Annotated in this window: 16 protein-coding genes; 7 read left to right on the top strand and 9 right to left on the bottom strand. The window is 72.3% G+C overall.

Annotated elements, in window-relative coordinates; all coding sequences use genetic code 11:
• Positions 1-51: 51 nt before the first annotated feature.
• The gene (locus tag ACFZAX_RS24710; protein WP_327175093.1) at positions 52-282 is read right to left on the bottom strand and encodes a hypothetical protein; all 231 of its coding nucleotides are present in this window, start codon (positions 280-282) and stop codon (positions 52-54) included.
• A 463-nt stretch (positions 283-745) separates the two neighbouring features.
• Here ACFZAX_RS24710 and ACFZAX_RS24705 point away from each other — a divergent pair, with 463 nt between their 5' ends.
• The 3 genes from ACFZAX_RS24705 to ACFZAX_RS24695 all read left to right on the top strand — a co-directional run bounded on the left by ACFZAX_RS24705 (position 746) and on the right by ACFZAX_RS24695 (position 9,709).
• Complete coding sequence (locus ACFZAX_RS24705) at positions 746-3,334, top strand: S8 family serine peptidase (protein WP_390964230.1); 2,589 nt, start codon at positions 746-748, stop codon at positions 3,332-3,334.
• Positions 3,334-6,282 carry an FG-GAP-like repeat-containing protein gene (locus ACFZAX_RS24700; protein ID WP_390964228.1) on the top strand — a complete coding sequence of 983 codons (2,949 nt, stop codon included), beginning with the start codon at positions 3,334-3,336 and terminating at the stop codon, positions 6,280-6,282. Before ACFZAX_RS24705 ends, ACFZAX_RS24700 begins: the two co-directional genes overlap by 1 nt.
• A gap of 85 nt (positions 6,283-6,367) precedes the next feature.
• The gene (locus ACFZAX_RS24695; protein ID WP_390964226.1) at positions 6,368-9,709 is read left to right on the top strand and encodes an AAA family ATPase; all 3,342 of its coding nucleotides are present in this window, start codon (positions 6,368-6,370) and stop codon (positions 9,707-9,709) included.
• Positions 9,710-9,773: 64 nt separating this feature from the next.
• Here the strand turns inward: ACFZAX_RS24695 and ACFZAX_RS24690 are convergent, their stop codons facing one another.
• From ACFZAX_RS24690 to ACFZAX_RS24680, 3 genes are all read right to left on the bottom strand, one after another.
• Positions 9,774-11,258 (bottom strand): alkaline phosphatase PhoX, encoded by a 1,485-nt coding sequence (locus ACFZAX_RS24690; protein WP_390964225.1) that lies wholly within the window; start codon positions 11,256-11,258, stop codon positions 9,774-9,776.
• 197 nt (positions 11,259-11,455) lie between these two features.
• A complete protein-coding gene (locus ACFZAX_RS24685; RefSeq protein WP_390964224.1) occupies positions 11,456-12,958 on the bottom strand; it encodes a hypothetical protein in 1,503 nt (500 codons plus the stop codon).
• 181 nt (positions 12,959-13,139) lie between these two features.
• Positions 13,140-13,829, bottom strand: coding sequence for a DUF4232 domain-containing protein (locus ACFZAX_RS24680; RefSeq protein WP_390964223.1), 690 nt, complete (start codon positions 13,827-13,829; stop codon positions 13,140-13,142).
• 40 nt (positions 13,830-13,869) lie between these two features.
• Between ACFZAX_RS24680 and ACFZAX_RS24675 the strand changes: the two genes are divergently transcribed.
• The 3 genes from ACFZAX_RS24675 to ACFZAX_RS24665 all read left to right on the top strand — a co-directional run bounded on the left by ACFZAX_RS24675 (position 13,870) and on the right by ACFZAX_RS24665 (position 17,841).
• Positions 13,870-14,301, top strand: a complete 432-nt coding sequence (locus ACFZAX_RS24675; protein WP_390964222.1) for a hypothetical protein — start codon at positions 13,870-13,872, stop codon at positions 14,299-14,301.
• A 120-nt stretch (positions 14,302-14,421) separates the two neighbouring features.
• Positions 14,422-16,365 (top strand): protease pro-enzyme activation domain-containing protein, encoded by a 1,944-nt coding sequence (locus tag ACFZAX_RS24670; protein WP_390964221.1) that lies wholly within the window; start codon positions 14,422-14,424, stop codon positions 16,363-16,365.
• 285 nt (positions 16,366-16,650) lie between these two features.
• Positions 16,651-17,841 carry a SpoIIE family protein phosphatase gene (locus tag ACFZAX_RS24665; RefSeq protein ID WP_390964219.1) on the top strand — a complete coding sequence of 397 codons (1,191 nt, stop codon included), beginning with the start codon at positions 16,651-16,653 and terminating at the stop codon, positions 17,839-17,841.
• A gap of 39 nt (positions 17,842-17,880) precedes the next feature.
• Here ACFZAX_RS24665 and ACFZAX_RS24660 read toward each other — a convergent pair whose 3' ends face one another.
• Together ACFZAX_RS24660 and dapD are read right to left on the bottom strand one after the other, a co-directional pair.
• On the bottom strand, positions 17,881-19,065 hold the full coding sequence (locus ACFZAX_RS24660) for an alcohol dehydrogenase catalytic domain-containing protein (RefSeq protein ID WP_390964217.1): 1,185 nt from the start codon (positions 19,063-19,065) through the stop codon (positions 17,881-17,883).
• A gap of 131 nt (positions 19,066-19,196) precedes the next feature.
• Positions 19,197-20,195, bottom strand: coding sequence for a 2,3,4,5-tetrahydropyridine-2,6-dicarboxylate N-succinyltransferase (dapD, locus tag ACFZAX_RS24655; RefSeq protein WP_390964215.1), 999 nt, complete (start codon positions 20,193-20,195; stop codon positions 19,197-19,199).
• A gap of 144 nt (positions 20,196-20,339) precedes the next feature.
• On the opposite strand from dapD, the gene ACFZAX_RS24650 reads away from it, so the two are divergent.
• On the top strand, positions 20,340-21,683 hold the full coding sequence (locus ACFZAX_RS24650) for a hypothetical protein (RefSeq protein ID WP_390964213.1): 1,344 nt from the start codon (positions 20,340-20,342) through the stop codon (positions 21,681-21,683).
• A gap of 61 nt (positions 21,684-21,744) precedes the next feature.
• Here ACFZAX_RS24650 and ACFZAX_RS24645 read toward each other — a convergent pair whose 3' ends face one another.
• From ACFZAX_RS24645 to ACFZAX_RS24635, 3 genes are all read right to left on the bottom strand, one after another.
• Positions 21,745-22,110, bottom strand: a complete 366-nt coding sequence (locus ACFZAX_RS24645) for a VOC family protein (RefSeq protein ID WP_390964212.1) — start codon at positions 22,108-22,110, stop codon at positions 21,745-21,747.
• 73 nt (positions 22,111-22,183) lie between these two features.
• Positions 22,184-24,217 (bottom strand): phosphocholine-specific phospholipase C, encoded by a 2,034-nt coding sequence (locus tag ACFZAX_RS24640; protein ID WP_390964211.1) that lies wholly within the window; start codon positions 24,215-24,217, stop codon positions 22,184-22,186.
• A 225-nt stretch (positions 24,218-24,442) separates the two neighbouring features.
• Positions 24,443-25,789 (bottom strand): hypothetical protein, encoded by a 1,347-nt coding sequence (locus ACFZAX_RS24635; RefSeq protein ID WP_390964403.1) that lies wholly within the window; start codon positions 25,787-25,789, stop codon positions 24,443-24,445.
• Positions 25,790-25,798: the final 9 nt, after the last annotated feature.

Here is a 25,798-nt window from a genome sequence, read left to right as displayed (position 1 = left end):
GACGGCCGCTCGTTCCCGTGGACATGCCCGTTCGGCACGTCCTTGGCGCTCTCAGAGCTTGGTCAGCTTGGAGTACGGGCTGAGGATCCTCCCCTGACGCCCGGCGAAGTCGATCAGGACTGCGTCGTTGTCGCCCTCGACAGCGAGAATGCGCCCGAGGCCGAACTGGTCGTGAGACACCCGGTCGCCCACGTCGAAGCATTCGACCGGTGGGGCCGCCTGGGCCGGGCGGTTGAAGGGACTGGAAGGCAGGTGACGCCGGGATCCGGCTGACTGTTTCATTACCTTGAGTATGCGCCACCCGGACGCCGGGCGCTATGCCCGTTCCCGCCCTCGGCCCAGTAGTGCCGCATTCGTGATGCGCCCGCGACCAGGGCCGGCCGCCGCGACGACGCGCTTCGGACGGCGTGGCCGCCCAGGTCATCGGTCCGGAAAGACCCCCGAAGGTGTGGCGGTTCGGGGGCGTCCGGCGGGGGACGGAGCCGCCCTGACTGCCCGGTCCGGGCGGGGCCACCCCGACCGCCCGGTCCGCCGCGCGGGCTGCGAGCAACCGGCGAGCGGCACCCGCCCGGCGGGTCCCCGTCCGGCCGGACGCCGCGCCGGCCCGGCCCGGCCCCTCGGTGCCGTGGATCGGTCACGTACGTCGCTCTCGTCCACCGGACCCCACTGCGGGCTGTAATGCCCGAGTAACGGCGTCTGTCTAACGTCCGGGCTCCCCCGTACCGTCCCTGGAGGAGCACCCCCGATGCACCTGCCCCGATCGTCCCGGCGCAGATCCGCCGCGCTGGTGGCCGCAGCGCTCACCGCCGCCGGTCTGCTGATCGGCCCCCCGGCCGCGGCTGCCGACGCCGCGCCGTCCCCGAAGGTCGACTCCGCCCTGCTGACCGCCGTCGACGGCGGTGGCGAGGCCACCTTCTTCGTCACGCTGAAGGACCAGGCGGACCTCTCCTCCGCCAAGAAGCAGAAGTCCCACGCGGCCCGCGCCAAGGCCGCCTACGGCGAGCTGCGTGCGCACGCCAAGTCCAGCCAGAAGTCGCTCAACGCCTTCCTCGACAAGGAAAAGGTGAGCCACGAAGGTTACTGGATCGCCAACACCGTCAAGGTGACCGGTGACCAGGACCTGATCAATCAGCTGGCCAAGCGCTCGGACGTCGCGAGCATCGTCAAGGAGCGGCACTACCAGCTCGACGACAGCGAGACCTCCGACGCGAAGATCACCAAGACGCGCACGAACCCCTCCGCCGCGGGCTCGTCGGCCAAGAGCGCCACGGACTCCTCCGCGAACGGTGACGACACCCCCGAGTGGGGCGTCGCCGACATCAACGCCGACGACGTGTGGAACCAGTACGACGACCGCGGCGAGGGCATCGTCATCGCCAGCGTCGACTCGGGCGTGCAGTACGACCACCCCGACCTGGTGGCCCAGTACCGGGGCAACAACGGCGACGGCACCTTCACGCACGACTACAACTTCTACGACCCGTCGGGGACCTGCGCCGCCGACGGCACCCCGTGCGACAACAACGGTCACGGCACCCACACCATGGGCACCATGGTCGGCAAGCACGGCATCGGCATCGCGCCGAACGCCAAGTGGATCGCCGCCAAGGGCTGCGAGTCGAGCCAGTGTTCGGACGAGTACCTGCTCGCCGCCGGCCAGTGGATCCTCGCCCCGACCGACCACAACGGGCAGAACCCGCGCCCGGACATGGCGCCGAACATCGTCAACAACTCCTGGGGCGGCGACGACACGACGTTCTACCAGGACATCGTCGAGGCCTGGAACTCCGCGGGCATCTTCGAGGCCTTCGCAGCCGGCAACGACGGTGACGGCACCACCTGCTCCACCGCACACGCCCCCGGTTCCCAGGTGACCTCCTACGGCGTCGGCGCCTACGACGCGAACGGCAAGATCGCGTCCTTCTCCGGTTTCGGCCCGTCGCTGGTCGACGGCTCGGCGAAGCCGAACATCTCGGCGCCGGGTGTGAACGTCGAGTCGACCTGGCCGGGTTCTTCGTACAACACGGAGAACGGCACCTCGATGGCCACCCCGCACGTCGCGGCCGCGGCCGCGCTGCTGTGGTCGGCGGCCCCGTCGCTGATCGGCGACATCCAGGGCACCCGTGATCTGCTCAACCAAGGCGCCCGTGACGTCGACGACACCCACTGCGGTGGCACCGCCGGCATGAACAACGTCTGGGGCGAGGGCAAGCTCGACATCCTCGCGTCCGTCGACAAGGCCCCGCACACCGCCGGGACCGTCAGCGGCACGATCACCGACAAGGCCACCGGCGCCGCCCTCTCCGGCGTCGTCGTCAAGGCCACCAACGCCACCTACGGCACCCGCACGGTCACCACCGGCACCGACGGCACGTACCGCCTGTCGCTCAACCCGGGCACCTACGACTTCGCCCTGAGCGGTTACGGCTACGCGACCGCCCAGATCCCCGGTGTCGAGATCACCGAGAACCAGGCCCTGACGCAGGACGTCGCGCTCTCCACCGTCGCCTCGCACAAGGTCACCGGTACCGTCCTGGACGTCACCGGCAAGGCCCTGCCCGGCGCGACCGTCGAGCTGACCGGTTCCCCGGTCCCCTCGGTGGTCACCAACGCCAAGGGCAAGTACACCCTGCCGAAGGTCGCCGAGGGCTCCTACACCCTGACCGTGAAGCCGACCGCGCCGGTCCTGTGCAACGGCGTCTTCACCGGCTCCACCACCGTCGCCGCCGCCGACCTGACCAAGGACGTCCAGGTCCCGGCGCGCACCGACGCCGCCGGCAACAGCTGCGCCCCGGCCGCCTACTCCTGGATCGCCGGTTCGAAGAAGGTCGCCCTGACCGGTGACGAGGACGCCACGACGATCTCGCTGCCCTTCCCGGTGAAGCTGTACGGGGTCTCGTACTCCACCACCTCCGTCACCACCGACGGCATGCTGAACTTCCTGGCGCCGCGCGTCGGTGACTACGCGAACACCACGCTGCCGACCGAGTACAACCCCAACGGCTTCATCGCCCCGCTCTGGGACGACCTGACGCTCGACAAGAAGTCGTCCGTCCAGACCGCCACCACCGGTACCAAGGGCAGCCGCAAGTTCGCCGTCGTCTGGAACGACGCGGCCTACGCGAACGGCACCACCGGGCGCGCCACCTTCGAGGCCGTCTTCGACGAGGCCACCGGCGCGGTGACCCTCCAGTACAAGTCGGTCGCGGACCTGGGTGCGGGTGCCACCGTGGGCATCCAGAACCAGGCCGGCACCGACGCCCTCCAGTACGCCTACAACCAGTCGGTCATCACCGCCGGTTCGGCGATCCGCTTCACGCAGGGAGCCAAGTGATGAGAAACCTCCACTCGCGGCGGGGCCTCCAGCTCGCCTCCGCCCTGGTCGCCGCCGGTCTCTGCCTGAGCGTCGCCCCGCAGGCCCTGGCCGCCGACGGCAGCGACGGCGTCCTGAAGCTGACGGCCGCCCAGGCGCAGCAGCTGACCGCCGATGTCGCCCTGGACCCGTACGGTGACGCGGCCGGGAACCAGGTCAGCCCCCAGGCCGAGGACGCGCCGGCATCCGGTACGGACGCGACGTCCTCCGGCTCCGGTTCCTCGCTGGACGGCGCGTCCACCGATGCCGCCACCGACGCCGCCGCCCCGGTCACCTTCACCGGCACCTCCTCGATGGAGGGCGTGCTGGGCATGGGCGCGACCGTCCCCGTCGGCAAGAACGGCGACTACTTCACCGTCCACGGCCGGGGCAACGTGCAGCTGCACACCGCGGACGGCGAGTCCGTGTGGGAGCGCACGAACAACTCGTACTACACGGACTGGCAGGTCAAGGCCCTGCGCCCGTGGCAGCCCGAGCCGTTCCCGGTGCGGATCATGATGGGCTACAACGCGGTCTCGCCGTTCACGCCCTCCTCCGACTCCGGCTACTCCACGGGCGACCTGACCGGTGACGGCGTCGACGACATCGTCTTCTCGGCGAGCGTCGGCATCCTGTCCTACCGCCCGTTCACCTCGCCCGGCTCGTCGCTGCCCAACGGCACGTTCGTGACGATCCTCGACGGCAAGACCGGCAAGACGGTGTGGTCGAAGCTGTACGACTACGCCACCATGGTCAAGATCGTCGACGGCACGCTGCTCGTCGCCGACTCGCCCCGGCTGAACATGAACTCGCCGGCCGCCGACACGGCGAAGCTGTACGGCATCCGCTTCTCCTCGGCGGACGGCAAGCTGACCCCGTCCTCGACGTGGACGTACGACACCGGCGAGGCGGGCGACTCCGCCTGGGGCGACATCCAGGACCTCGGCAAGGGCAAGATCGCCGTCTCCTGGGACCGCGCCCGGACCGACGCCGTGGAGGGCCGGGGCCACACCCTCGCCCTGAACGTGGCGGACGGCTCGGTCACCTGGAAGACCGACAGCCTGCTCTACAGCCGCCAGCTGCGCGTCGACGCCGGCCGCAAGCGGCTCGTCGCCATCGAGCAGTCCGACGTCAACGACGCGGTGAAGTACGAGGTCGCCGCGTACGACCTGAAGACCGGCAACCGCTCGACGTTGGACAGCCGCGTCAACGTGCTGCCCACCGCTCTGACGATCGGTGACCTCACCGCCAAGGCGGGCGACGAGTACGTGGTCGCCGAGTCCTCCCTGGACAACTACCTCCAGGTGAACGCCAACACGGTGCGTGTCGTGAACGGCGACGCGCCCGGCAAGCTGCTGTGGTCGCAGACGACCAAGCGCGACGCCGGGAACAGCCAGGACGGGCCGAACGTCTGGCGTCTCCAGGTCGCCGACGGCAAGCTCGTCGTCGCGGGCGACGACGACCGCATGATCTCCGGGTCGCAGAACGCGGGTGGCGGGCGCTTCGCCGCGACGACCGTGTACTCGGGCAAGGGCGCCGTCGTCTGGCAGAACAAGGGCCTCACCGGCGCGCCGATGTACCAGGACGTCTTCAGCGACGCCGAGGGCACCCACGTCCGGGTCATCGACCAGAGCCAGAACATCCGTACGTTCAAGCTCGGCAACGGCAAGCAGCAGAGCATCACGCCGCTCCAGGCGGACATCTCCTACGCGCAGACCGCCGACGTGAACAAGGACGGCAAGTCCGACGTGGTGATGGCCGGTTCGTCGGACGGCGTGTGGGCCTACTCCGGTCCCTCGCTCGTCTCCGGCAAGCCCGAGAAGCTGTGGAGCGCCACGGTTCCCGGCGCGGTGCACGACATGCAGAAGGGTGACGTCAACGGGGACGGCAAGGACGAGATCGTCGTCGCCGCCGACTCCGCCGTGGTCGTCCTCAACGCCAGGACCGGCAAGACGCTGGCCACCATCGACAGCGGCGGCCAGTTCGTCCACTCGGTGAAGCTCGCCGACCTCGACGGCGATGGCGAGCAGGACATCGTCGTCCCGACGAACACCCTGAACGCCTACTACGGCGACGGGCACAAGATCTGGTCGTACGCGGCGCCCAAGGACCTCGGTGACGTGGTCTTCTCCGACCCGTCGGTCCTGGACGGCAAGGTCTACACCTCGTACTCCAAGGTCGACTCGCTCGACCTGGCCGACCCGGGGGCGAACGCGGTCGCGCTCAACGCCAAGACCGGCAGGACGAAGTGGAGCATCGCGCCGGAGGTCCCGGCCGCGTCGACCGACGGGGTCGTCCACGCCGCGCTGACGTACAAGGGCACCTTCGCCTCCCCGGAGATCCCGTACGCCGACGGCCACGCGGTCGTCTACACCTGGGACATCCAGTCGCAGGCCGGCCTCGGCGCCACCGACGCCAGCGCCCCGCACACCTACATGGAGATCCGCGACGGCCGCACCGGCAAGGTCGTGCACTCCACGACCATGGGCGGCCTGTGGACGCACGGCGGCTTCTTCACCGACGACGGCGTCCTCTACCAGGCGGGCACCTCGTCCTTCCGGAAGTTCTCCGGTGAGGGCACCGAAGACGAGAAGGCCGGGGTGCTCGGGCAGTCCTACAACGGCGCCTTCGCCACCGGCCCCGGCGGCCGGAAGCTGCTGATCGCCGGCGGGGAGGGCTCCGTCGCCGCCTACACCGGGGACGCGGACTTCTTCGCGAGCGAGGACTCCTTCCAGTCGTCTCTCGGCGGCGCCAACCTGATCGGCGCCCGCAACTTCCTCGCCGCCGACCTCGACGGCGACGGCATCGACGAGGTGCTCTCGCTCCAGGGCGACGACTACAGCTCGGACCGGCTCGCCGAAGACCTCGGCGGTCGCTACCTGCTCAACGACAACGGCATCCACCAGGTCGCCACGTACAAGCTCTCCTGACTGACGGGCTGACGCCCTGACGTGACACGGACCCCCCGGGCCTCGCCCGGGGGGTTCACAACGTGTTCGATTACAGTGCATCCTGATGAACGCGCGACGACCGGACAGCACCACCTCCGCCGCGCCGTTGCTGCGCCTCCACCTGCTCGGCGGATTCAGGGCCACCCGCGACGGCGGACCCGAGCTCGCGGACCGGTGGCCGCGCCCCGGCGCCCGCGCGCTGGTGAAGCTGCTCGCCGTCGTGCCCGGCCACCGCCTCCACCGCGAGGAGGCCATCGCCGTCTGCTGGCCCGACGCCGACCCGAAGGCCGCCGCCGGCAGCCTGCGGGTCGCCCTGCACGCCGCCCGCCGCGCCCTGGAACCCGAACTCGCCCCGCGCGCCAGCTCCTCGTACCTGGTCTCCGACGGGGCGCTCCTCCATCTCGACCCGGCCACCGTGTGGATCGACGCCGACGAGGCCGAGGCATCCGCCCGCACCGCCCTCGCCGACGGCGGGGTCGACGAACTGTCCGCCGCGATAGGCCGGTTCACCGGCGAGCTGCTGCCGGAGGACCGGTACGCGCGCTGGGCCGACGACCGGCGCGGCCGGCTCACCCTGCTCCGCGAGCAACTGCTGCTCCGGCTCGCCGGGCAGCACCTGGAACGCGGCGCGCCGGCCGAGGCGGCGGCCGTCGCCGGACAGGTCCTCGCGGGCAGCCCCGCCGAGGAGCTGGCCCACCGCATCCTCATCGAGGCCTGGCTGCGCCAGGGGCTGCGGCGCCGGGCGGTGCACCAGTACCACGTGTGCCGCGAGGCCCTCGACACCGAACTCGGGGTCCGGCCGGGCCCGGAGACGGAGCGTCTGCACCGGGCCGCGCTGGCCGCCGCACCCGCGCCCGTACCCGCTACTCCCCTGCTCCCGGCCCCGCTGCGGGCGGCGGCCGCACCGCCGCTGCGGGGCCGCGACGCGGTGCTGGGCCGCCTCCTGGCGGCGGACGGCCCGCCCCTCACCCTGCTCACCGGGGAAGCGGGGGTGGGGAAGACCCGCCTGGTCGGCGAGGTGGCGCGGCGGGCCGCCGCGGCCGGTACGGCCGTGCTCTGGGGCGGCGGCCAGGACGCGGGAGCGCACACACCGTACGGAGCATTCGCGGAGGCGCTCGACGGCTGGCTCGCCGAGCACAGCGCGGCCGAGCGGGCCCGGGTCGGCACCGAATACCCCGAACTGGCTTCATTCCTGCCGTCGTTGGGGCAGGTGGGGACGACCGGCGAGCGCAGCCCGGAGGAGGAGCGGGACCGGCTGTTCCGGGCGAGCACGGCGCTCCTCGGCGATCTGGCGGCGGTCCGCCCGGTGCTGGTGGTGCTCGACGACCTGCACAGCGCCGACTCCGGTTCGTACCAGCTCCTCGGCCATCTGGCCCGGCGGGCCGTGCAGCGGGGAACGGCGCTGCGCTTCCTGGCGACCTACCGCGAGGAGGAGCTTCCCGACGGCGACGCGCGCCGCTCGGTCGTGGCCTCACTGATGCGCCAGCGCCTCTGCGTGCGCGAGGAGTTGGGGCGCCTCGACAAGGAGGCGTGCCTGGCGGTGGTACGGGACGCGGGTGGCGGCCCGCCCCACGGCGGCGGGGCCCACCGGGTCTGGGAACTCTCCCTCGGCAACCCGCTCTTCGCCCTCGAACTCGCCCGCGACCTGCCCCGCGGCGACATGGGCGACTACGCCCCCGAGGGGGTGCGGGACCTGGTGGCCGACCGGCTCGAACGGCTCGACCCGGACGCGCGCCGCCTGGTCGAGGCACTCTCGGTGGCCGGCGGTGACGCCGCTCTCTCCGAACTGCTCGACGTCGGCGAGCACGGGCTCAACCCGCAGGTCGCCGGCGCGGCGGCGGCCGACGCCCTGGAACGCGCCATCGCCGCCTCGCTCGTCGAGGAACGGCAGGTGGTGGTGGCCGGACGGCCCGAGGCCGGGGTCGCCTTCCGCCATCCGCTGGTCCGGCTGACCTGCTACGAGCAGCTGGCCGTGGTCCGCCGCAGGCAGCTGCACGCCGCGTTCGCGCAGGCGGTCCAGCGGCGGCGGCCCGACGCCGTCGACACCCTCGCCTCCCACTTCGCGCGCGCCGACGACCCGCGCGCCGCCGAGTACCTGCGCAGGGCCGCCGAGCGGGCCGCCGCCCTGTACGCCAACGACGCCGCCGACCGCTACTACCGCGACCTGGTGGCCCGCCTCGACGTCGACGCGGCCCGCGCCCGGCTCGCGCATACCCATGTGCTGCGCAGGATGGGCCACTTCGAGCAGGCCGTCGGCGCGGTACGGCTCGCCCTGGCCGAGTTCGAGCGGCGCGGCGACCACGACGACGCGGTCCTCGCGGCGGCGCTGCTCGCCGAGACGCTCGCCAAGACGAGTGGTCCGGACACCGCCCTGCGGACCCTGCGGAACCACCCGGTGACCGAGGACACCGCCCCGGAACCCGCCACCGGCCACTTCCTCGCCCTCTCCCTCATCCGCTGCGTCCAGGGCCGGTACATGGCCGGAGCCGAGGCAGCCCTCGACGCCCTGGCCGCCGCCCGGAACGTGCCGGGGACCCGCGGGCAGGGCCTGTCGGCCCGCGCGTTCGGTCTGCGGGCCGCCAACCTCGGCCTCGCCGGCCACCTCGACCAGGCGCGCGAAGCGGGCGACCGGGCCCTGGCCCCGGCCGAGGCGTACGGCGACCCGACGCTGCTCGGTACGGTCCTGTCGACGCTGCGGGAGAACGCGCGGCGGGCCGGCCGGCTGCGCGAGGCCGTCGAGATCGGCGCCCGCGCGCTCGGGCTGGCCAAGCAGTCCGGCGACCCGACGGCCGCCGCGTTCGAGCGCGGGAACCTCGCCGAACTCCGCCTGCTCCTCGAAGAACCCGAACCGGCCCGCGCCCTCGCCGAACAGGCCGTGGCGGGCGCGGAGGCGTACGAAGCCTGGTGCCTCCCCTACGCCCTGGCCACGATGGCCCGGGTACGGGCGTTCCTCGGCGACCCGGCGGAGGCCGCCGCCCTCCTGGACCGCGCCGGAGCGACCGCCACCGCCCTCGGCGACCGCCAGGCCGAGTACGAGGTGCGCACGGCCCGCGCCGAATCCGCCCTGCGCGCGCGCCGTCCCGACGACGCGTTGCATGCCCTGGACGGCCACACCGGCGACGCCCCGGTCCTGGTGGCCTGGGCGGAACTCCTGTCGGGACGGCCCGGGGGCGCCCTGCGCCTCGCCCGCGCCGAGGTGACCCGGTCCGAGCGCACCGGGGAACGCCTCGCCGAGGTGGAGGCCCGGATCGCCCTCGGCGCCGCTCTCACCAGGCTCGACCAGGAGCGGGAGGGCAGCAGGGAGCTGGCCCGCGCAGAAACCCTGGCCAGGACCCTGCCGTACCCGGCGGGGGCCCGCAGGACCGGGCGGGCGCGGGCCTGGCTGCGCGAGGCGCGGCACGGATGACGTCGGACGGCAGGGCCGGACCGCGTCGAAAACGCCGGCCCGGCCCGCCTGCGGGCGCAGGCGACTACTTGTTCGGCTGGCGCTTCCAGGGCCCGGTGATGGCGAGCATGATGCCGGGGGTCTGGATGTTGGCGAAGAGCGTCCTGCCGTCCGGCGAGAAGGTGACGCCGGTGAACTCGCTGTACGCGGGCTTCTCGGCCGTGCCCTCGTTCAGCTCGTTGCGCGCGATGGGGTAGGTGGCGCCGCTGTCGGTCGCCCCGAAGAGGTGCTGGACGCCCTCGCCGTCCTCGGCGATGACCAGGCCGCCGTAGGGCGAGACGGTGATGTTGTCCGGGCCGTCGAAGGCGCCGTCCTTCGACGGGTCGGGGTTGACACCGAGAAGCACCTTGAGGGTGAGGGTGCGGCGCTTGGGGTCGTAGAACCAGACCTGGCCGTCGTGCTGGACGGGGCTCTCCGAGCGGGCGAACGAGGAGACGACGTAGACGCCGCCGTCGCCCCACCACATGCCTTCGAGCTTGCGGGCGCGGGTGACCTCCGTGTCGGTGAACTGCTTGCGCACGGAGACCGTCCTGGCGTCGCGGTCCGGGACGTCGGCCCAGTCGACGCCGTACACGGTGCCGATCTTCGTGGCGCGGGACAGGTCGTCGACGAACGCGCCGTTCTTGTCGAAGCACTTGGTGGCCTGGAGGACACCGGCGTCGTCGGCGAGGGTGCGGAGCTTGCCGCGGCCGTGCTTGAAGCCGTGCGGCGGGACCCAGCGGTAGAGCAGCCCGTTCGGGGTGGAGGCGTCCTCGGTGAGGTAGGCGTGGCCGCGCTGCGGGTCGATGACGACCGCCTCGTGGGCGTACCGGCCGAAGGCCTTGACCGGGCGCGGGTCGCGGTTGGCGCGCTTGTCGTAGGGGTCGACCTCGAAGACGTAGCCGTGGTCCTTGAGAAGGCCGTTCTTGCCCGCCCTGTCCTCGGTCTCCTCGCAGGTCAGCCAGGTGCCCCACGGGGTCGCGCCGCCCGCGCAGTTGGTGGACGTACCGGCGATGCCGACCCACTCCGCGGTGTGGCCGCCCGGCCGGGTCTCCACGACGGTGCAGCCGCCGGCCGCGACCGGGTCGTAGACGAGGCCCTCGGCGAGCGGGACGGGGCGCGGCCAGTCGGCGCGTGTGCCGCTCAGTTCGTGGTTGTTGACCAGGAGGGTGACGCCGCGCGGGCCCTCGAAGGCGGCGGTGCCGTCGTGGTTGGAGGGGGTGGTCTCGCCCGACTCCAGCTTGGTGACCCCGCTGTGGGTGATGATGCGGTACGAGAAACCGGCGGGCAGCGCCAGGATGCCCTTGGGGTCGGCGATCAGCGGGCCGTATCCGGGCGCCGCGGAGTGGCCGTGGCCGTCGTGCCCGTGGCCTTCGTGCCCGTGGCCTTCGTGGTCGCCGTGGCCGTGTCCGCCGTGCTCCGCGGCGAGGGCACCGGGCGCGGTGGCCAGGGTGCCGACCACCCCGGTGAGGGCGATTCCGGCGCCGGCGACGGCGGACTGTCGGTTGAATTCCCTGCGCGTGAACGACATGACGGGCTCCTGTGCGGTGTCCGGGACGTTGGCGCGCCCACAGTCCCGGCTCCAGGCCAACGCCGCATGAACTCCGGGCGACGTGGAGCGACACCCTTGCCGTGCAACGGGCTCCCGTGGAGGCGTGGACACGCGACTGCCGCGCGCCGCACCGGAGCCGGCTGCCACCCGCACCGCGAGCGGCAGCCGACGTACCGTCAGGAACTCTTGCGGGAACGGGCCTTGAAGGCAGCCTTGCGCGCTTCCTTCGCCGTCTTCTTGTCCCCGTGCAGTCGGCCCATGGCGTCGAGCACCTCGGCGGTCGCCGGGTGGTCGACCCGCCAGATCTGGTCGAAGAAGTCGCCGTCCCGGCTGACGAGCCCCTCGACGAGCCCTTGCAGTTCCGCCACTTCGCCGTCGGCGTCCAGCTGTGCCGCGAGCGTGTCCACGGCGAGCCAGAAGACCATGGCCTCCGGCGGCGGCGGGACGTCCGCGGCGCCGTGTTCCGCGAGCCAGACGCGGGCGAGCCCGCCCAGCTCCGGATCGCCGAGCACCGCGCGCAGGGCGGGCTCGGCGGCGGGGCCGGCGAGGGCGAGCGCCTGCTGGCAGTGGAGCCGGCGCAGCGGGGCGCCCTCGTCGTCGCCCCGGGCGGCGGCGAGCAGGTCGGCTGCGGTCGCGACGGCGTCACCGGCGCCGCGACCGGCGATCCACAGCCCGATCTCAGCCTGGGCGGCCGCCTCGGGGTAGTACGCGACACCGTCCAGGAGGGCGGCGGCGTCCTTCTCCGCGAGGTCGCCGATGGCGGGCGCGTCCACGCCCGCCTCCAGCATCCGGGACCGGATGCCGTAGAGCCCCAGCGGGGTGAGCTTGACCATGCCGTACCGGCTGACGTCGTCCTCGTCGCCGACAGGATCGGCCGACGCCTCGCCTTCCTCGGACATCAGCGTCTCGTCGACCGGGTGGTACTCCACGATCCCGATCGGTTCCAGCACCCGGAACTGGTCGTCCAGCCGCATCATCGCCTCCGACACCTGTTCCAGGATGTCGTCGGAGGGCTCGCCCATGTCGTCCGGGACGATCATGGACGCGGCGAGGGCGGGCAGCGGTACGGGACCGTCGCCGGGGCCGCCCTCGGAGAGGGTGAGGAGGTAGAGGTTGCCGAGCACACCTTCGAGGAACTCGGCCTCGGCCTCCGGGTCCCAGTCGAGGGCGCCGAAGTCGACCGAGCCGTCCTCCCCGACCAGATCGGCGAAGTCGTCGAAGACCGGAGCGGTTGCGTCGGCGAAGGCGGCCTCCAGGCCGTCGAGCCAGACGGAGAGGACGTCGGCCGGCGCACCACCGGTCAGCAGGGCGAGGCTCTCCCCCTGCGTGGCGGTGCCCTCGGCCGACGTCGTCCCTTCGGCCCCGTCGCCCCCACCGGCCGGGGAGTCGGAGTCGTCGGCCGGATCGGTGACGTCGACCAGCCCGGTGTCCACGGCCAGGCGCCAGGCCTCGCTGGCGAGCGCGGCCCCGTCCTCGTCGGCGGGGAGGCCGAGGTGCTCGGCGGCTGCGGGGAGCTGCGCCTCGACGAGCTCGCCGCCGGCGCCGACGCGCGTACCGGGCCCGGCCCAGCGGGCGAGGCGCACGGCCCGCACGAGCAGCGGCGCGGCCAGGGCGTCCCTGGCCAGTTCGGCCTCGGCGGGGAGCCGCACCGGCGGCAGGGTGGGACGCTCTGCGGACATCGGGGGTTCTCCTCGGCGCGTGCTCGGGTGCACGGGTGCGTACACGGTTCAGGCCGTCCAAGCCTAGTGCCGCCGGCCGGCAGGGTTTGCCCAGCCGCCCCGCGGACGGAAAAACCCCTGACGGCGTGTTGACGGGCCGGTCCGAGGGGGCGGGCGGCGGGGCACCGGAAGGCGGTCCCGCTCAGCTCGGCAGCTTCGTCCGCCAGGCCGTCATGTTCAGCTCGTCCATCAGCCGGAGGTCGTGCCCCACCAGCGGAACATTCCGCGATCCCGCGTCCGGGGCCGCCGCGAGCTCCAGGGAGTCGCTCTCGACGAGGTCGCCGCCCTCCTTGGTCGAGACCCAGGCGAGGACGGACTTCATGGTCCCGCCGGGTTTGAGCGCCACCGACTCCGGGCCCGGGTCGGCGCCGAACATCGATCGGCCCGGGTTGACCGGCACCGGCAGCCGGTCGCCGTTCTCGTCCAGGACCCGGACCGAGGGGTAGCCGTCGACCTGGTACGGCTCGGCGCCGCAGTTGACGAGGGTCAGCACGACGGCACGGGCGAACGTGGCCGTCTCCACCGGCCCCATGTCCACCCGGACGCCGGAGGCGGGGCAGTCGCCGGTCGGGGTGGCGGCCGGGACGGCCGTCCGGGCCGGGGCGGGCGATGCGACGGCGCCGTACGGTACGGCCGAGGGGTCCGGGGTCTCCGCGGCGACGGGCCCGCCGGACGAGGCCGGTGCCCGGGTGGCGGTCGGCGTCGGCGGGGGCTCGCCCTCCCCCGCGGGCACGAAGGCTCCCGCGCAGCCGGTCAGGGTCAGCGCCCCCGCTCCGAGCAGCGCGACGGCACCGCGCCCCCGCCGTATCCGTTCACCCGTACGTGTGCGCATCCGCTCCCCTTGCCGCTCTCCCCCGCCCCTCCCGGATCATGTGAGACGCCACCGCGCACCGGACGGTTCGGCCCGGACCGCCGGCGCGCTCGATCCGGACGCCGCGGGCGCCCACGCCGCCGCCCTGGTGCGCGGGGGCTGCGACGGGCTCGTCCTCAGCGGCACCACCGGCGGGGCCGCCCGGCTCAACGCCCGCAACGCCCGGCTGACCGGGCTGATGGCGTCCGGGCTGCCCGGCACGGTCACCGCCGAGGCGCAGCCGGACCTCGGCCCGGTCCATGAGCCGCTGCTCCCCGCCGGCCGCGAGGCGGCCGAGGAGCTGCGGAGGGCTCACCAGGAGCTTCTCGCCGGGTGCGCCGACGCGCGGCACGCGACCGGCCGGACAGCCGGTGCAAAGCCGCACAAGCCTCGCAGACGCCCGCACATTCCCGCTCTTCCATGCATGAACTCCCGCCTCGAAAGCGCCTTTTGACGGTTTCTTGGCACATGCATGCCCCTTACATGAAGGGTTCCTCGCAAGAGTGACGGGATTACAGGTGCACAGCATCCCGCACATGCTCCGCACGCGAACACCCATATCGCAGGGGGTTACATGAGAATCAGCCGCGCCAGAAGCCGCGCCGGACTGAGCATGGCGGCAACTCTGCCGCTGCTCGCCGGCGCACTCGCCCTGGGCATACCGTCCGCCAGCGCGGACTCCGCCCCGGGTGGGCGCGACGCGCTGCAGGGCACCAAGCCGACCTGGGCGACCGCCCAAACGGACCAGGGTGCCACGGCGGACAGCAGCAAGGTGAGCGTCCGGGTCCACCTCGCCGGACGGGACGCGGCCGGGCTGGCCGCCTACGCCGCCGCCGTGTCCGACCCGCAGTCCTCCTCGTACGGGAAGTACCTGAGCGCCGAGCAGGCGCAGGCCCGGTTCGGAGCGACCCAGCAGCAGATCGACGAGGTCAGTCAGTGGCTGACGTCGAACGGCCTGACCGTCACCGGCGCGAACCAGCACTACGTCTCCGCCACCGGTGACGTCGCCGCGGCCGAGAAGACGTTCAGCACCCAGCTGCACAACTACCGCAAGGGCAGCCGGACCTACCGCGCCCCGTCCGCCACGGCCTCCGTGCCCGCCGGGCTCGGCAAGGCGGTGCTGGCGGTGTCCGGTCTGGACAACGCGCCCCACAAGTCGAGCCAGGACGAGGTCCTGCCGCCGCCGGACGCCCTCTTCCGCAACGCGGGCCCCTTCTCCACGTACTACGGCTCCAAGACCGCCTCCTCGCTGCCGGGCGCGTACGGATCCAAGGTGCCGTACGCGGTCAAGGGCTACACCGGCAAGCAGCTGCGCTCCGCGTACGGTGCGGGCAGCTGGACCGGCAAGGGCGTCACCGTCGCCATCACCGACGCGTACGCCTCGCCGACCATCGCGAAGGACGCGGCCGAGTACGCCAAGCGCAACGGTGACGCCCCGTACGCGAAGGGCCAGCTCCGCCAGGTGCTGCCGGCCGACTACACGGCGACCGACGAGTGCGGGGCCTCCGGCTGGTACGGGGAGGAGACCCTCGACGTCGAGGCCGTGCACGCCGTCGCGCCCGCCGCGGACATCGTCTACGTGGGCGGCGCCTCCTGCTACGACGCCGACCTGCTGGACTCGCTCAACAAGGTCGTCGACCACCGGCTCGCCGACATCGTCTCCAACTCCTGGGGCGACGTCGAGGCCAACGAGACGCCGGACGTCGCGGCCGCCTACGACCAGGTGTTCAAGCTGGGCGCGGTCGAGGGCATCGGCTTCTACTTCTCCTCCGGCGACGCGGGCGACAACGTCGCGTCCACCGGTACCAAGCAGGTCGACGTCCCGTCCAACTCCGCGTGGGTGACGTCGGTCGGCGGCACCTCGCTGGCCGTCGGCAAGGGTGACGCGTACCAGTGGGAGACCGGCTGGGGCACGGTGAAGGCCAACCTCTCCGACGACGGGAAGAGCTGGACCGACTTCCCCGGCGCCTACACCTCCGGCGCGGGCGGCGGCACCAGCTCGACCGTTCAGCAGCCCTCCTACCAGCGCGGTGTCGTGCCGGACTCGCTCGCCAAGGCGAACGGCAAGACCCGGATGCGTACCGAACCGGACATCGCGGCGGTCGCCGACCCGAACACCGGCTTCCTGGTCGGCCAGACCCAGACGCTGCCCGACGGCTCGCTCGGCTACGACGAGTACCGCATCGGCGGTACGTCCCTGGCGGCCCCGGTCATCGCCGGCGTCCAGGCTCTCGCGCAGCAGGCGCAGCACGGCCGGCCGATCGGCTTCGCCAACCCCGGGATCTACGCCCGCTACTCCTCGAAGGCGTACCACGACGTCACCGACCACCCGCTGGGTGCCGGCCGTGACCTCGCGGTGGCCCGGGTGGACTTCGCCAACAGCGTGGACGCGACGGACGGTCTGCTGACCTCGCTGCGGACGCTCGGCAAGGACGCCTCCCTTTCGGCGGTCAAGGGGTACGACGACGTGACGGGCGTCGGTACCCCGGCGGCCGGGTACCTCAGCTCCTTCCGCTGACGGTCACGGAGCGGCTGAACGCCTGAGACTGCCCCGGGGCCGGAGCCCCGGGGCAGTCGTGCGTCCACCGGGCGGTGTCCTGGCCGGCCGCCCACCGAACGGCGCCGAGAAGTGGCGCCACCCCGCCGCCCCGGTTTGTCTGGACGGACGGCGCGCTCCGTCCGGCACACCAGTGACGGCGCGTACCGGTGTCCTTCCCCGGCCCCTGGAGTCCGCCATGTCCCGCGGCACAGCACACCGCACCGCCACCAGGTGGTGTCCGGCGGCGGTGTGGGAGGCGTGCCGATGAGGGAGTCCTCCGGCGACACCGTCGAACACGTCCTGCACGCCTTCCTGGCGGAGGTGCACTCGACGGCTCCGACCAACCTCTCCGTGCTCGTCAACCGGTACGCCGCCCGCCTCGGCCTGGGCCACGTGGACGTCTACCTGGTGGACCTCCAGCAGAGGTGTCTGACCCTTCTCTCGGGCGAGGACCGGCTGCGGGTGGACGGGTCCCTGGCCGGCTGGGCCTACCGGGCGATGTCGCTGCGTGTGCAGAACACCGATGCCCGCACGCTGATCGTCTGGCTCCCGCTCGTCGACGGCGAGGAGCGGCTGGGGGTGGTCGGCTTCCATCTGGAGACCCTGGACGGCACCCTGCTGGAACGGTGCGGGTCGCTCGCGTCCGTCCTCGCCATGGCCATCACCTCCAAGCGCGCGTTCAGCGACCGGCTCGTGCAACAGGCGCGCACCGGGACCATGACGGTGCCTGCGGAGATGCTGCGCGCCCTGCTGCCGCCCCGCACCGTCGGCGACGACCGGGCCGTCTCCACCGCGGTCCTCGAACCCGCCTACGAGCTGGGCGGGGACGCGTTCGACCACGCTCTGACGGAGTCGACGCTGCACGTCGTGATCCTGGACGCGATGGGGCACAACCTCGCGTCCGGGCTGACCACCGCGATCGCGCTGGCCGGCTGCCGGAGTGCCCGGCGCCGGGGCTCCGGGCTGGGCGAGATGGTGAGGACCGTCGACGAGGCGCTCGCGGAGTGGCTGCCGGACCAGTTCTGCACCGGAATCGTCCTGCAGATCGACCTGGCCAGCGGCATCCTGAGCTGGGTCAACAGCGGACACCCGCCTCCCCTTCTCATCCGCGACGACCAGGTCCTGGAGAGCGCCCTCGAATATCCGGGCGAACCCCCGCTGGGCACGCCCGGAGTGCTCGGCGGTGGCTCCCGCACGGTGCACGAAACGGCGCTGGAGCCGGGTGACCGCGTCATCCTCTACACGGACGGGGTGACCGAGGCGCGTCTGGACGGCGGATCCCCGTTCGGCCTGGCGGGCTTCACCACCTCGATCATCCGCGCCACCGCGGCCGGCGAGCTCGCCCAGGAAGCCCTCCGCCAGCTCATCCACTCGCTCCTGGAGCACCAGAACGACAACCTGGCGGACGACGCCACCATCCTCATGATCGAGTGGCGGCAGCGGCACCGGCCGTGACGGCGGACGGATCCCGCCACCGGGTGCGGCGCGCTCCCGTCAGGGGTGCAACAGGGTTTTGATCATGCCGTCCGCCTTCTGCTGGAAGGCGGCGTACGCCCGAGGCCCCTGTTCCAGTGGCAGGTGGTGCGTCGCGAAGGTGTCGACGCCCAGCGGGTCCGTTTCGGTGAGCAGCGGCAGGATGTCGTCGACCCAGCGCCACACGTTCGCCTGCCCCATCCGGAGCTGGATCTGCTTGTCGAACATCTTCAGCAGGGGCAGCGGGTCGACGGCGCCTCCGTAGACGCCGGAGAGCGAGATCGTGCCGCCCCGGCGCACCGCGTCCACGGCGGCGTAGACCGCGGACAGCCGGTCGATGCCCGCCGTCTCCATCAGGCGTTCGGCCACGGCGTCCGGGAGCAGCCCGACCGCCCAGTGGGCCGCCTTGGCCGTCGGGGCGCCGTGCGCCTCCATGCCGACGGCATCGATGACGGAGTCGGTGCCGCGTCCCTGGGTGAGTTCCCGGATCGCGTCGCCCGGTCCCTGGTCGTACCGGCGCAGGTCCAGGCAGGTGGCGCCGTACGTACTCGCCCTGGTCAGGCGTTCGGGTACGAGGTCCACGCCGACGACGAGCCCGGCTCCCCGGTGGCGGGCGATGCGGGCCGCCATCGCGCCGATGGGGCCGAGGCCGAGGACGGTGACCGTGCCGCCGGGCGGGATCGCCGCGTACTCGACCGCCTGCCAGGCCGTGGGCAGCACGTCGGAGAGGTAGACGAACCGGTCGTCCGGCGGGCCCGCCGGTACCTTGATCGGCAGGCTGTTGCCGAACGGGACCCGGAGGAACTGCGCCTGTCCGCCCGGGACCTGGCCGTACAGCTTGGTGTAGCCGAAGAGCGCGGCGCCCATGCCTCGGGAGCGCACCTGGGTGGTCTCGCACTGGGAGTGCAGGCCCCGTTCGCACATGAAGCACCGGCCGCAGCAGATGTTGAACGGGATGACGACCCGGTCGCCCTTCGCCACCGCGGTGACCTCGGGGCCGGTCTCCTCGACGATCCCCATCGGCTCGTGGCCGAGAATGTCGCCCGGATCGATGTAGGGGCCGAGGACTTCGTAGAGATGGAGGTCGGAGCCGCAGATCCCGGTCGAGGTGATGCGCACGATCACGTCGTCCGGCTTCTCGATCGGAGGATCGGGGACCGTCTCGACCCTGACGTCCCGCTTTCCGTGGTAAGTGAGCGCTCGCACGGTGGTTTCCCCTTTCGAGCGTCGGCAGGTTCCCCTCCCTCCACTCTCCGCGCCCGGCGCCTCCCTGTCGCGTCGGCCCGGGTACGGAACAGCCCGCGGGGCTGTTCCGTACCGACTGGCCGTGCGCGCGCTCAGTTGTGCGCGTGCAGGATGTCGTTCAGTCCGCCCCAGACCGCGTTGTTCGGGCGGGCCTCGACGGCGCCCGTGACGGAGTTGCGGCGGAAGAGGATGTTCGAGGCACCCGAGAGGTCGCGGGCCTTGACGACCTGGCCGTCCGGCATCGTGACGCGGGTACCGGCGGTGACGTACAGCCCGGCTTCGACGACGCATTCGTCGCCGAGCGCGATGCCGATGCCGGCCTCCGCGCCGATGAGGCAGCGCTCGCCGATCACGATGCGCTCCTTGCCGCCGCCGGAGAGGGTGCCCATGGTGGAGGCGCCGCCGCCGATGTCCGAGCCGTCGCCGATGACGACGCCCGCGGAGATGCGGCCCTCGACCATCGACGTGCCGAGGGTGCCGGCGTTGAAGTTGACGAAGCCCTCGTGCATGACGGTGGTGCCGGCCGCCAGGTGCGCGCCGAGGCGGACCCGGTCGGCGTCGGCGATCCGGACGCCCTTGGGCGCGACGTAGTCCGTCATCCTCGGGAACTTGTCGACCGAGGTGACCTGGAGGTGCAGGCCCTCGGCGCGGGCGTTCAGCCGGACCGTGTCCAGGTCGTCCACGGCGACCGGGCCGAGCGAGGTCCAGGCGACGTTGGCGAGCAGGCCGAAGAGGCCGTCCAGGTTCTGGCCGTGCGGCTGGACGAGCCGGTGGGAGAGCAGGTGCAGGCGCAGGTAGGCGTCGTGCGCGTCCAGCGGCTTGTCGTCCAGCGAGGAGATGACCGTACGGACGGCGACGATCTCGACTCCGCGACGGGCGTCCACGCCGACGGCCTTGGTGGCGCCCTCACCGAGGAGGTTCACGGCCTCGTCGGCGGTGAGCCGCCGGGTGCCGGCCGGGCCGGGCTCGGCGGTGAGCCCGGGGGCGGGGAACCAGGTGTCGAGGACGGTGCCGTTCCCGGCGATGGTGGCGAGGCCGGCGGCGACGGCGCCGGTGGTACGGGACGAGCCCTGGGAAGTCGTGTCGGTCATGACCAAAACCTAACCGTCCCGGTCCCGCCCGGGCGAACCGGTCTCAGGAACCGGCCGGTCGCGCCCCTGATCCACCGGTCCCGGCTTACGGCCTCCCGCAGTCCCGTTCCCCGGTCCCGAGCGCTACGGTGTCCCGCACCGGCCTTGATCGAACATGAGGCCGTCGAACAACCGAACAACTCCACGGGGGAAACGATGTCGCAGGACGCGGGGTGGGGCGGCGCGGCGCAGGGGGGCGCGCCGCACGGCTGGGGAGCTCCCCAGGGCTGGGGCGGTCGGCGGATGCCACCGCCGCCGGAGCCCGGGGTGATCCCGCTGGCACCCCTGCAGCTCTCGAACATCTTCAACGGCGCCTTCTCCACGATGGGCCGCTACTGGAAGGCGCTGTTCGGCTTCACCGCGGCGGTCTACGGAGCGGCGGCGGTCGCGTTCGCGGCCACCCTACTCATCGCCTTCTCCGCCGTCCACGACCACATCGACAGCCTCCAGGCGTCCTCCGAGGAGACGGACGTCCCCTGGGACGACATCACCCCGGTCCTGGTGGCGCTCGGCATCGTGCTGCTGATCGGGGTCGTCGTGTTCGTCCTGGCCCTCGCCCTGGTACAGGCGGCGGCGCCCGCGGTGCTCCAGGGGGCGGTTCTGGGCCGTCCGGTGACCTTCCGCGCGGTCCGCGAGACCGCCGTGTCCAGGCTGCGAGCCATGCTGGGCACCGTGTTCCTGACCGGCCTGATCGGGGTGGTTCCCGTCGTCCTGGCGGTGGGGTTCGAGGCGTCCTTGGTCGCGCTGGTCGTGTCGGACGGGGACTCGGACAACGCCGCCGCTTTCCTGGGGATCTCCGTCCTGCTCCTGTTGGTGGCCGGACCGCTCGCCTCCTGGCTCTGGGTGAAGTTCTCGCTGGCGCCGACGGCGGTGGTGCTCGAACGCCAGGGACCGATCGCCGCGATGCGCCGCTCGTCCCGGCTGGTGCGCGGCAGCTGGTGGCGGATCCTCGGCATATCGCTGCTGGGCCAGATGGTCGCCGGCATGGCCTCGTCCGTCATCCAGATACCGTTCTCCGCCGTCGCCTTGTTCTCCTCCGCGCTGACCACGCCGAACATGGACAGCGACACGACCCTCACCACCGTCCTGATCTCCATGGCGGGCATCGTCGCGATCGCGCTGGCCGGCCAGCTGATCGGCCAGATCTTCGTGAGCACCTTCCCGCCGCTGATTCTGGGACTGCTCTACATCGACCGCCGCATGCGTACGGAGAACCTCGCCCAGGACCTGGCCACCGCGGCGGGCCTCCCCCCGCAACCCGCGTACGCTCCCCCGCAGTACGGCCACCAGGCCCCGGAGCCGGGCCAGGCTCTGTACGGCCACCCGGGCCGGCAGCCGGGCGACACCCCGCAAGCAGCCCCCGCCCCGCACCCTGGCCCCGCCCCTCAGCCCGGCACCGCACCGCGACCCGGCTCCGGCCCCGGCCAGGACGGCAACTCCGCACCCTGACCACCCCTGCGCCCGTCGGGCCCCGCGCCCGGTCCTGACAGAACCGGGCGCGGAGAGCCTCTCAGTCCACCAGCGTCCGCTTCGGGCGGAGTACGCAGAACTCATTGCCCTCAGGATCTGCCAGCACGACCCAACTCACGTCGTCCCCCTGCCCGACATCGACCCGCGTGGCACCGAGCGCGACGATCCGCTCGACCTCGGCCGCCTGGTCGTCGGGGCTGAGGTCGATGTGCAGACGGTTCTTGACCGTCTTCCGCTCGGGTACGGAGACGAAGCAGATGCCCGGCAGGGCTTCCGGGTTCGCCCCGATCGTCACCTCGTCCTCGTCCTCGTGGACGACCTTCCAGTCCAGCGCCTCGCACCAGAAGCGGGCGAGCGAGGACATGTCGTGGGCGTCCACGACGAGCGTGTACCAGGAAGAGGCCATGGGCGTCACTGTGCCAGACCGCGCCGGCCGCCACCGGGCAACGGCGCGGCTCGTCCGGTGAAACCGGCACGCGTCAGCCGCTGACCCCGGCCGCGCCGGTCTCCAGTCGTCCGGTGAACCTGCGCGACCACGAGGCGTCGGAGTCGACCGTGACCGTGAAGTCGTACCAGCCGTTCGTGAGGGCGACCACGTTGAAGAAGTCCTCCGTGGAGGAACCGGCGGCGACGGTGTAGGTCCACGGGCCGTCGCTCCGGTAGTGGGTGGACGTGAGGGTGAACTTCACGGCGGCCGAGCCCGAGTTGACCATCGTGAACCAGAGGGCGAGCTTGCCCGTTCCGGTCTCCGTGGCGTACCGGGTGCGGACCTCCGCCGTCTTGCCCGCCTTGGTGGCGTCACCCCGGAATCGGCGCAGGAAGCGGTTGGGGCCGGTCATGGTGAGGTCGTACGCGCCGCCGCCGTACCCGGAACCGATGTTGAAGAAGTCGGAGGCGGTGCCTTGGGCATCCATCGTGTACTGCCAGGGGGTGGTGTCGCGGTAAGCGTTCGGATGGATGGAGAGGTGGGCCGCCCGGGTCGCCGGCGCTCCCTGGTTGGTCATCGTGAACCAGGCGAGAATTTTCCCGGAGGCCCCGAACTCCAGCCGGTCCAGGTACCCGTTGGGCTGGTAGGGCAGGGCTCGGGAGGGGCGGGTGCCGGGTTCCTGCGCGGGCAGGGCGTTGTTCGTCGGAACGGGATTGGGCAGCGGGCCGCACGTCGAGAGCCCGATCACGCCGGTCGCGGGCAGCGCCACCGCACCCTTGACCGGGTGGGCGAAGTCGAAGACACCGGTCAGGTCCCCGCTCACCTTGCGTCGCCACTCGCTGATGTTGGGGCAGGCCGCGGGCGTGCCGAGGGCGGTCGTCCAGGTCTCCAGAAAACGCAGCACCGAGGTGTGCTCGAAGACCTCCGAGGAGACCCAGCCGCCGCGGGTCCAGGGAGAGACGACGGTCATCGGGACGCGGAATCCGAAGCCGTAGGGCACGCCGTTCAGGAACTCGCCGGGAGTCCCCGCAGGCGGGACGGGCGGCGGCACGTGGTCGAAGAAGCCGTCGTTCTCGTCGTAGTTGAGGAACAGGACGGTGGAGTCGAAGACGTCCGGGTCCGCAGCGAGGGCCCGGTAGACGAGGTCGACGAAGTGGGCACCGTCGCCGGGCGGGGCGTAGGGGTGTTCGGAGAACGCCTGGTTCGGGACCACCCAGGAGACCTGCGGCAGGGTCCCGGCGAGGACGTCCGCCTTGATGGCGGCGGCGATGTCGTCCGGGGTGGACCCGGTCACCTTCGGGACGGAGGACATGCCCCGCTCGTACAGCGGATCACCCGCCCCGGCGCTCGCGAAGGCCTTGAAGTAGGCGCAGCCGTTGTCCCCGTAGTTGTCCTGGGCGTTCTGGTAGACCTTCCAGCTCACTCCGGCCGCCTGGAGTGCCTGGGCGTAGTTCTGCCACGTCAGGCCCGACTCGTCGCCGCCGTCGTAGCTGGCGGCGTCGACCTTGCCGCTCCACAGGTAGGTGCGGTTCGGGCCGGTGGCGCTGAGGGTGGAGCAGAAGTAGGCGTCGCAGACCGTGTAGGCGTCGGCGAGCGCGTAGTGGAAGGGGAGGTCCGAACGGTCGAGGTACCCGAGCGAGCGGACGCTGCCGACCCCCGCCACCCAGTTGTCCAGGCGGCCCTTGTTCCACGCGGAATGCTGGGAGGACCAGGAGTGCGGCAGGTCGCCGTTGCACTGGGCGAGAGTCTCACCGTCCTGCCCGCCGGCGGCCGGGGTCGCGCTCAGCTTCCAGGGGAACTGACGGCCCGTACCGTTGGGCTGGTCGAAGACCGAGCGGTTGCCGGCCAGGGTGACGGTGCCGCGGTCGTCGAACCCCCGGACGCCCTTCAGCCGTCCGAAGTAGTGGTCGAAGCTGCGGTTCTCCTGCATCAGGATCACTACGTGGCGCACGTCCGTGATGGTGCCCGTCACGGTGGCGGCGGCCGCATCCGTGGCCCCGGCGGGGCGCGTTCCCGCTCCCAGCGTCAGGCCGGCTGCCACGGAGGCGCCGAGTCCTACGAATCCCCTACGGCTGATCGGTGTCATTCGCCCGCCCTAGCCCTCGCGGGTGCCCGTACGGCACGCCGGGCCTAAGGATGCCCTCCCCCGGCGGAGACAACCGGGCGGGCGGATGTTCCCCGGATGAACGGACCCCGACCCGCCAGGGTCCGTTCGCCCGGGGGCCTTCACCCGGGACCGTTCACCGGGCCCGCTCCCCCGGGGCCGGTCCTCGGGCTCCGCGCGTCCTTCGGCCGTCCGCCCGGAATCCGGTCAGCCGCCGACGGTGAACCAGGTGGCGCGGGACTTCTTGAACTCGGCGTGGTCCAGGTCCTTCGCCTCCGTGCCGTCCCCGTAGAGGTCGGCCGCCCCGGCGTCGGTGATCAGCTGGGCGCGGGTGCCCGCGACCGTCAGGTCGGGCACCGAGACGACGGCCTCCCAGCCGCCCGGGTCGGTGGTGGGCAGGCCGGTGCGCTTGACGGGGGCGTGGCCGGCGACGCCGTCCCAGCTGTAGAGGGCGTACGGGTCGGAGTTGTCGTCCGCCTCCCAGGAGCCGGCGACGATGAGGTACTGATTCGCCGCGTTCTTCCTGATGTCGCGGATCGCGAGGCCCCCGAGGTCCAGCTCGATCGGGGTGCCGAAGACCGCCTTGGCGCCGCTGCCGACGACCTTGTCGAAGTTGGTCACCGGCACGATCAGGCCCTTGCCGCCGGACTTCGGCGGCACGAGGGGCGCGCGGAAGCCGACGTACGCGGTGGTGGTGGAGCCGGGCGCGAACTCCAGGCCCTCCACGTTGAACCCGTCGATCTGCTTGGGCGCTTGGCCGTCCTCGGTGCCGTCGGCGAAGCCGTACCGGCCGTCGTTCGCCTCGTCCCAGGCGACGAGGTCGTCGCGGAGCTTCTTGTACGAGCTGCCGACGGTGAGCGCGGTGGAGGCACCGGAGCCGGAGACGGTAGTGGTGAAGACGGTGTTGCGGTCCTCCTTGTACTCGCCGTCCTTGTTGTTGCCGAGCGAGCCGGTCCAGTAGACGGTGTTGCCGACCCGGGCCGCGCCCTCGATGTCGATCTCCTTGTCCGCCCCGAGCTTGGACCCGACGTCCCAGGTCTTCACGGGCGCGCCGGAGACGGCGAGATTGTAGAGGCGCAGGACGTTCGACTCGTCGTCGGCGACGACCGCGTAGCCGTCACCGACGTCGACGGCGGCCGAGGCGTCGGAGGAGCCGGTGAGGTAGCGGGTGTCGGCGGCGTTCTGCACGGCGGCCGACGCGGCGTAGTACAGCTTCTTCGTGGCCGTCTTGCCGCCGAGGCCGGTGACCTTGATGGTGAGGTCGGTGTAGCCGCGGGTGTGCGCGGTGACGGAGATCTGGCGGGTCGCGCCGGTGCCGGTCACGGTCACGTCCGAGGTCGCGGCGACCGAGGTCCTGGAGCTGGCGGAGGCGGCGACGGTGAGCGCCGTGGCGTCGGCGCCGCTCTGCGCGACGGTGACGGTCACGGTCGTGCCGGCGGCGCCCGTCGCACCGACCGCGCCGGAGAGGTAGGTCGCCGACAGGGCGATGGTCGGCGTCCCGTAGGAGGCGGCGTGCGCGGGGGCGGTGAGCCCCAGGGCGGCGAGCGCGAGCATTCCGGCCGC

Source organism: Streptomyces sp. NPDC008125 (assembly GCF_042957125.1).
Lineage (GTDB): Bacteria > Actinomycetota > Actinomycetes > Streptomycetales > Streptomycetaceae > Streptomyces.
The sequence above is the reverse complement of the archived record's forward strand: the minus strand, read 5'-3'. Positions and strand labels throughout refer to the sequence as shown.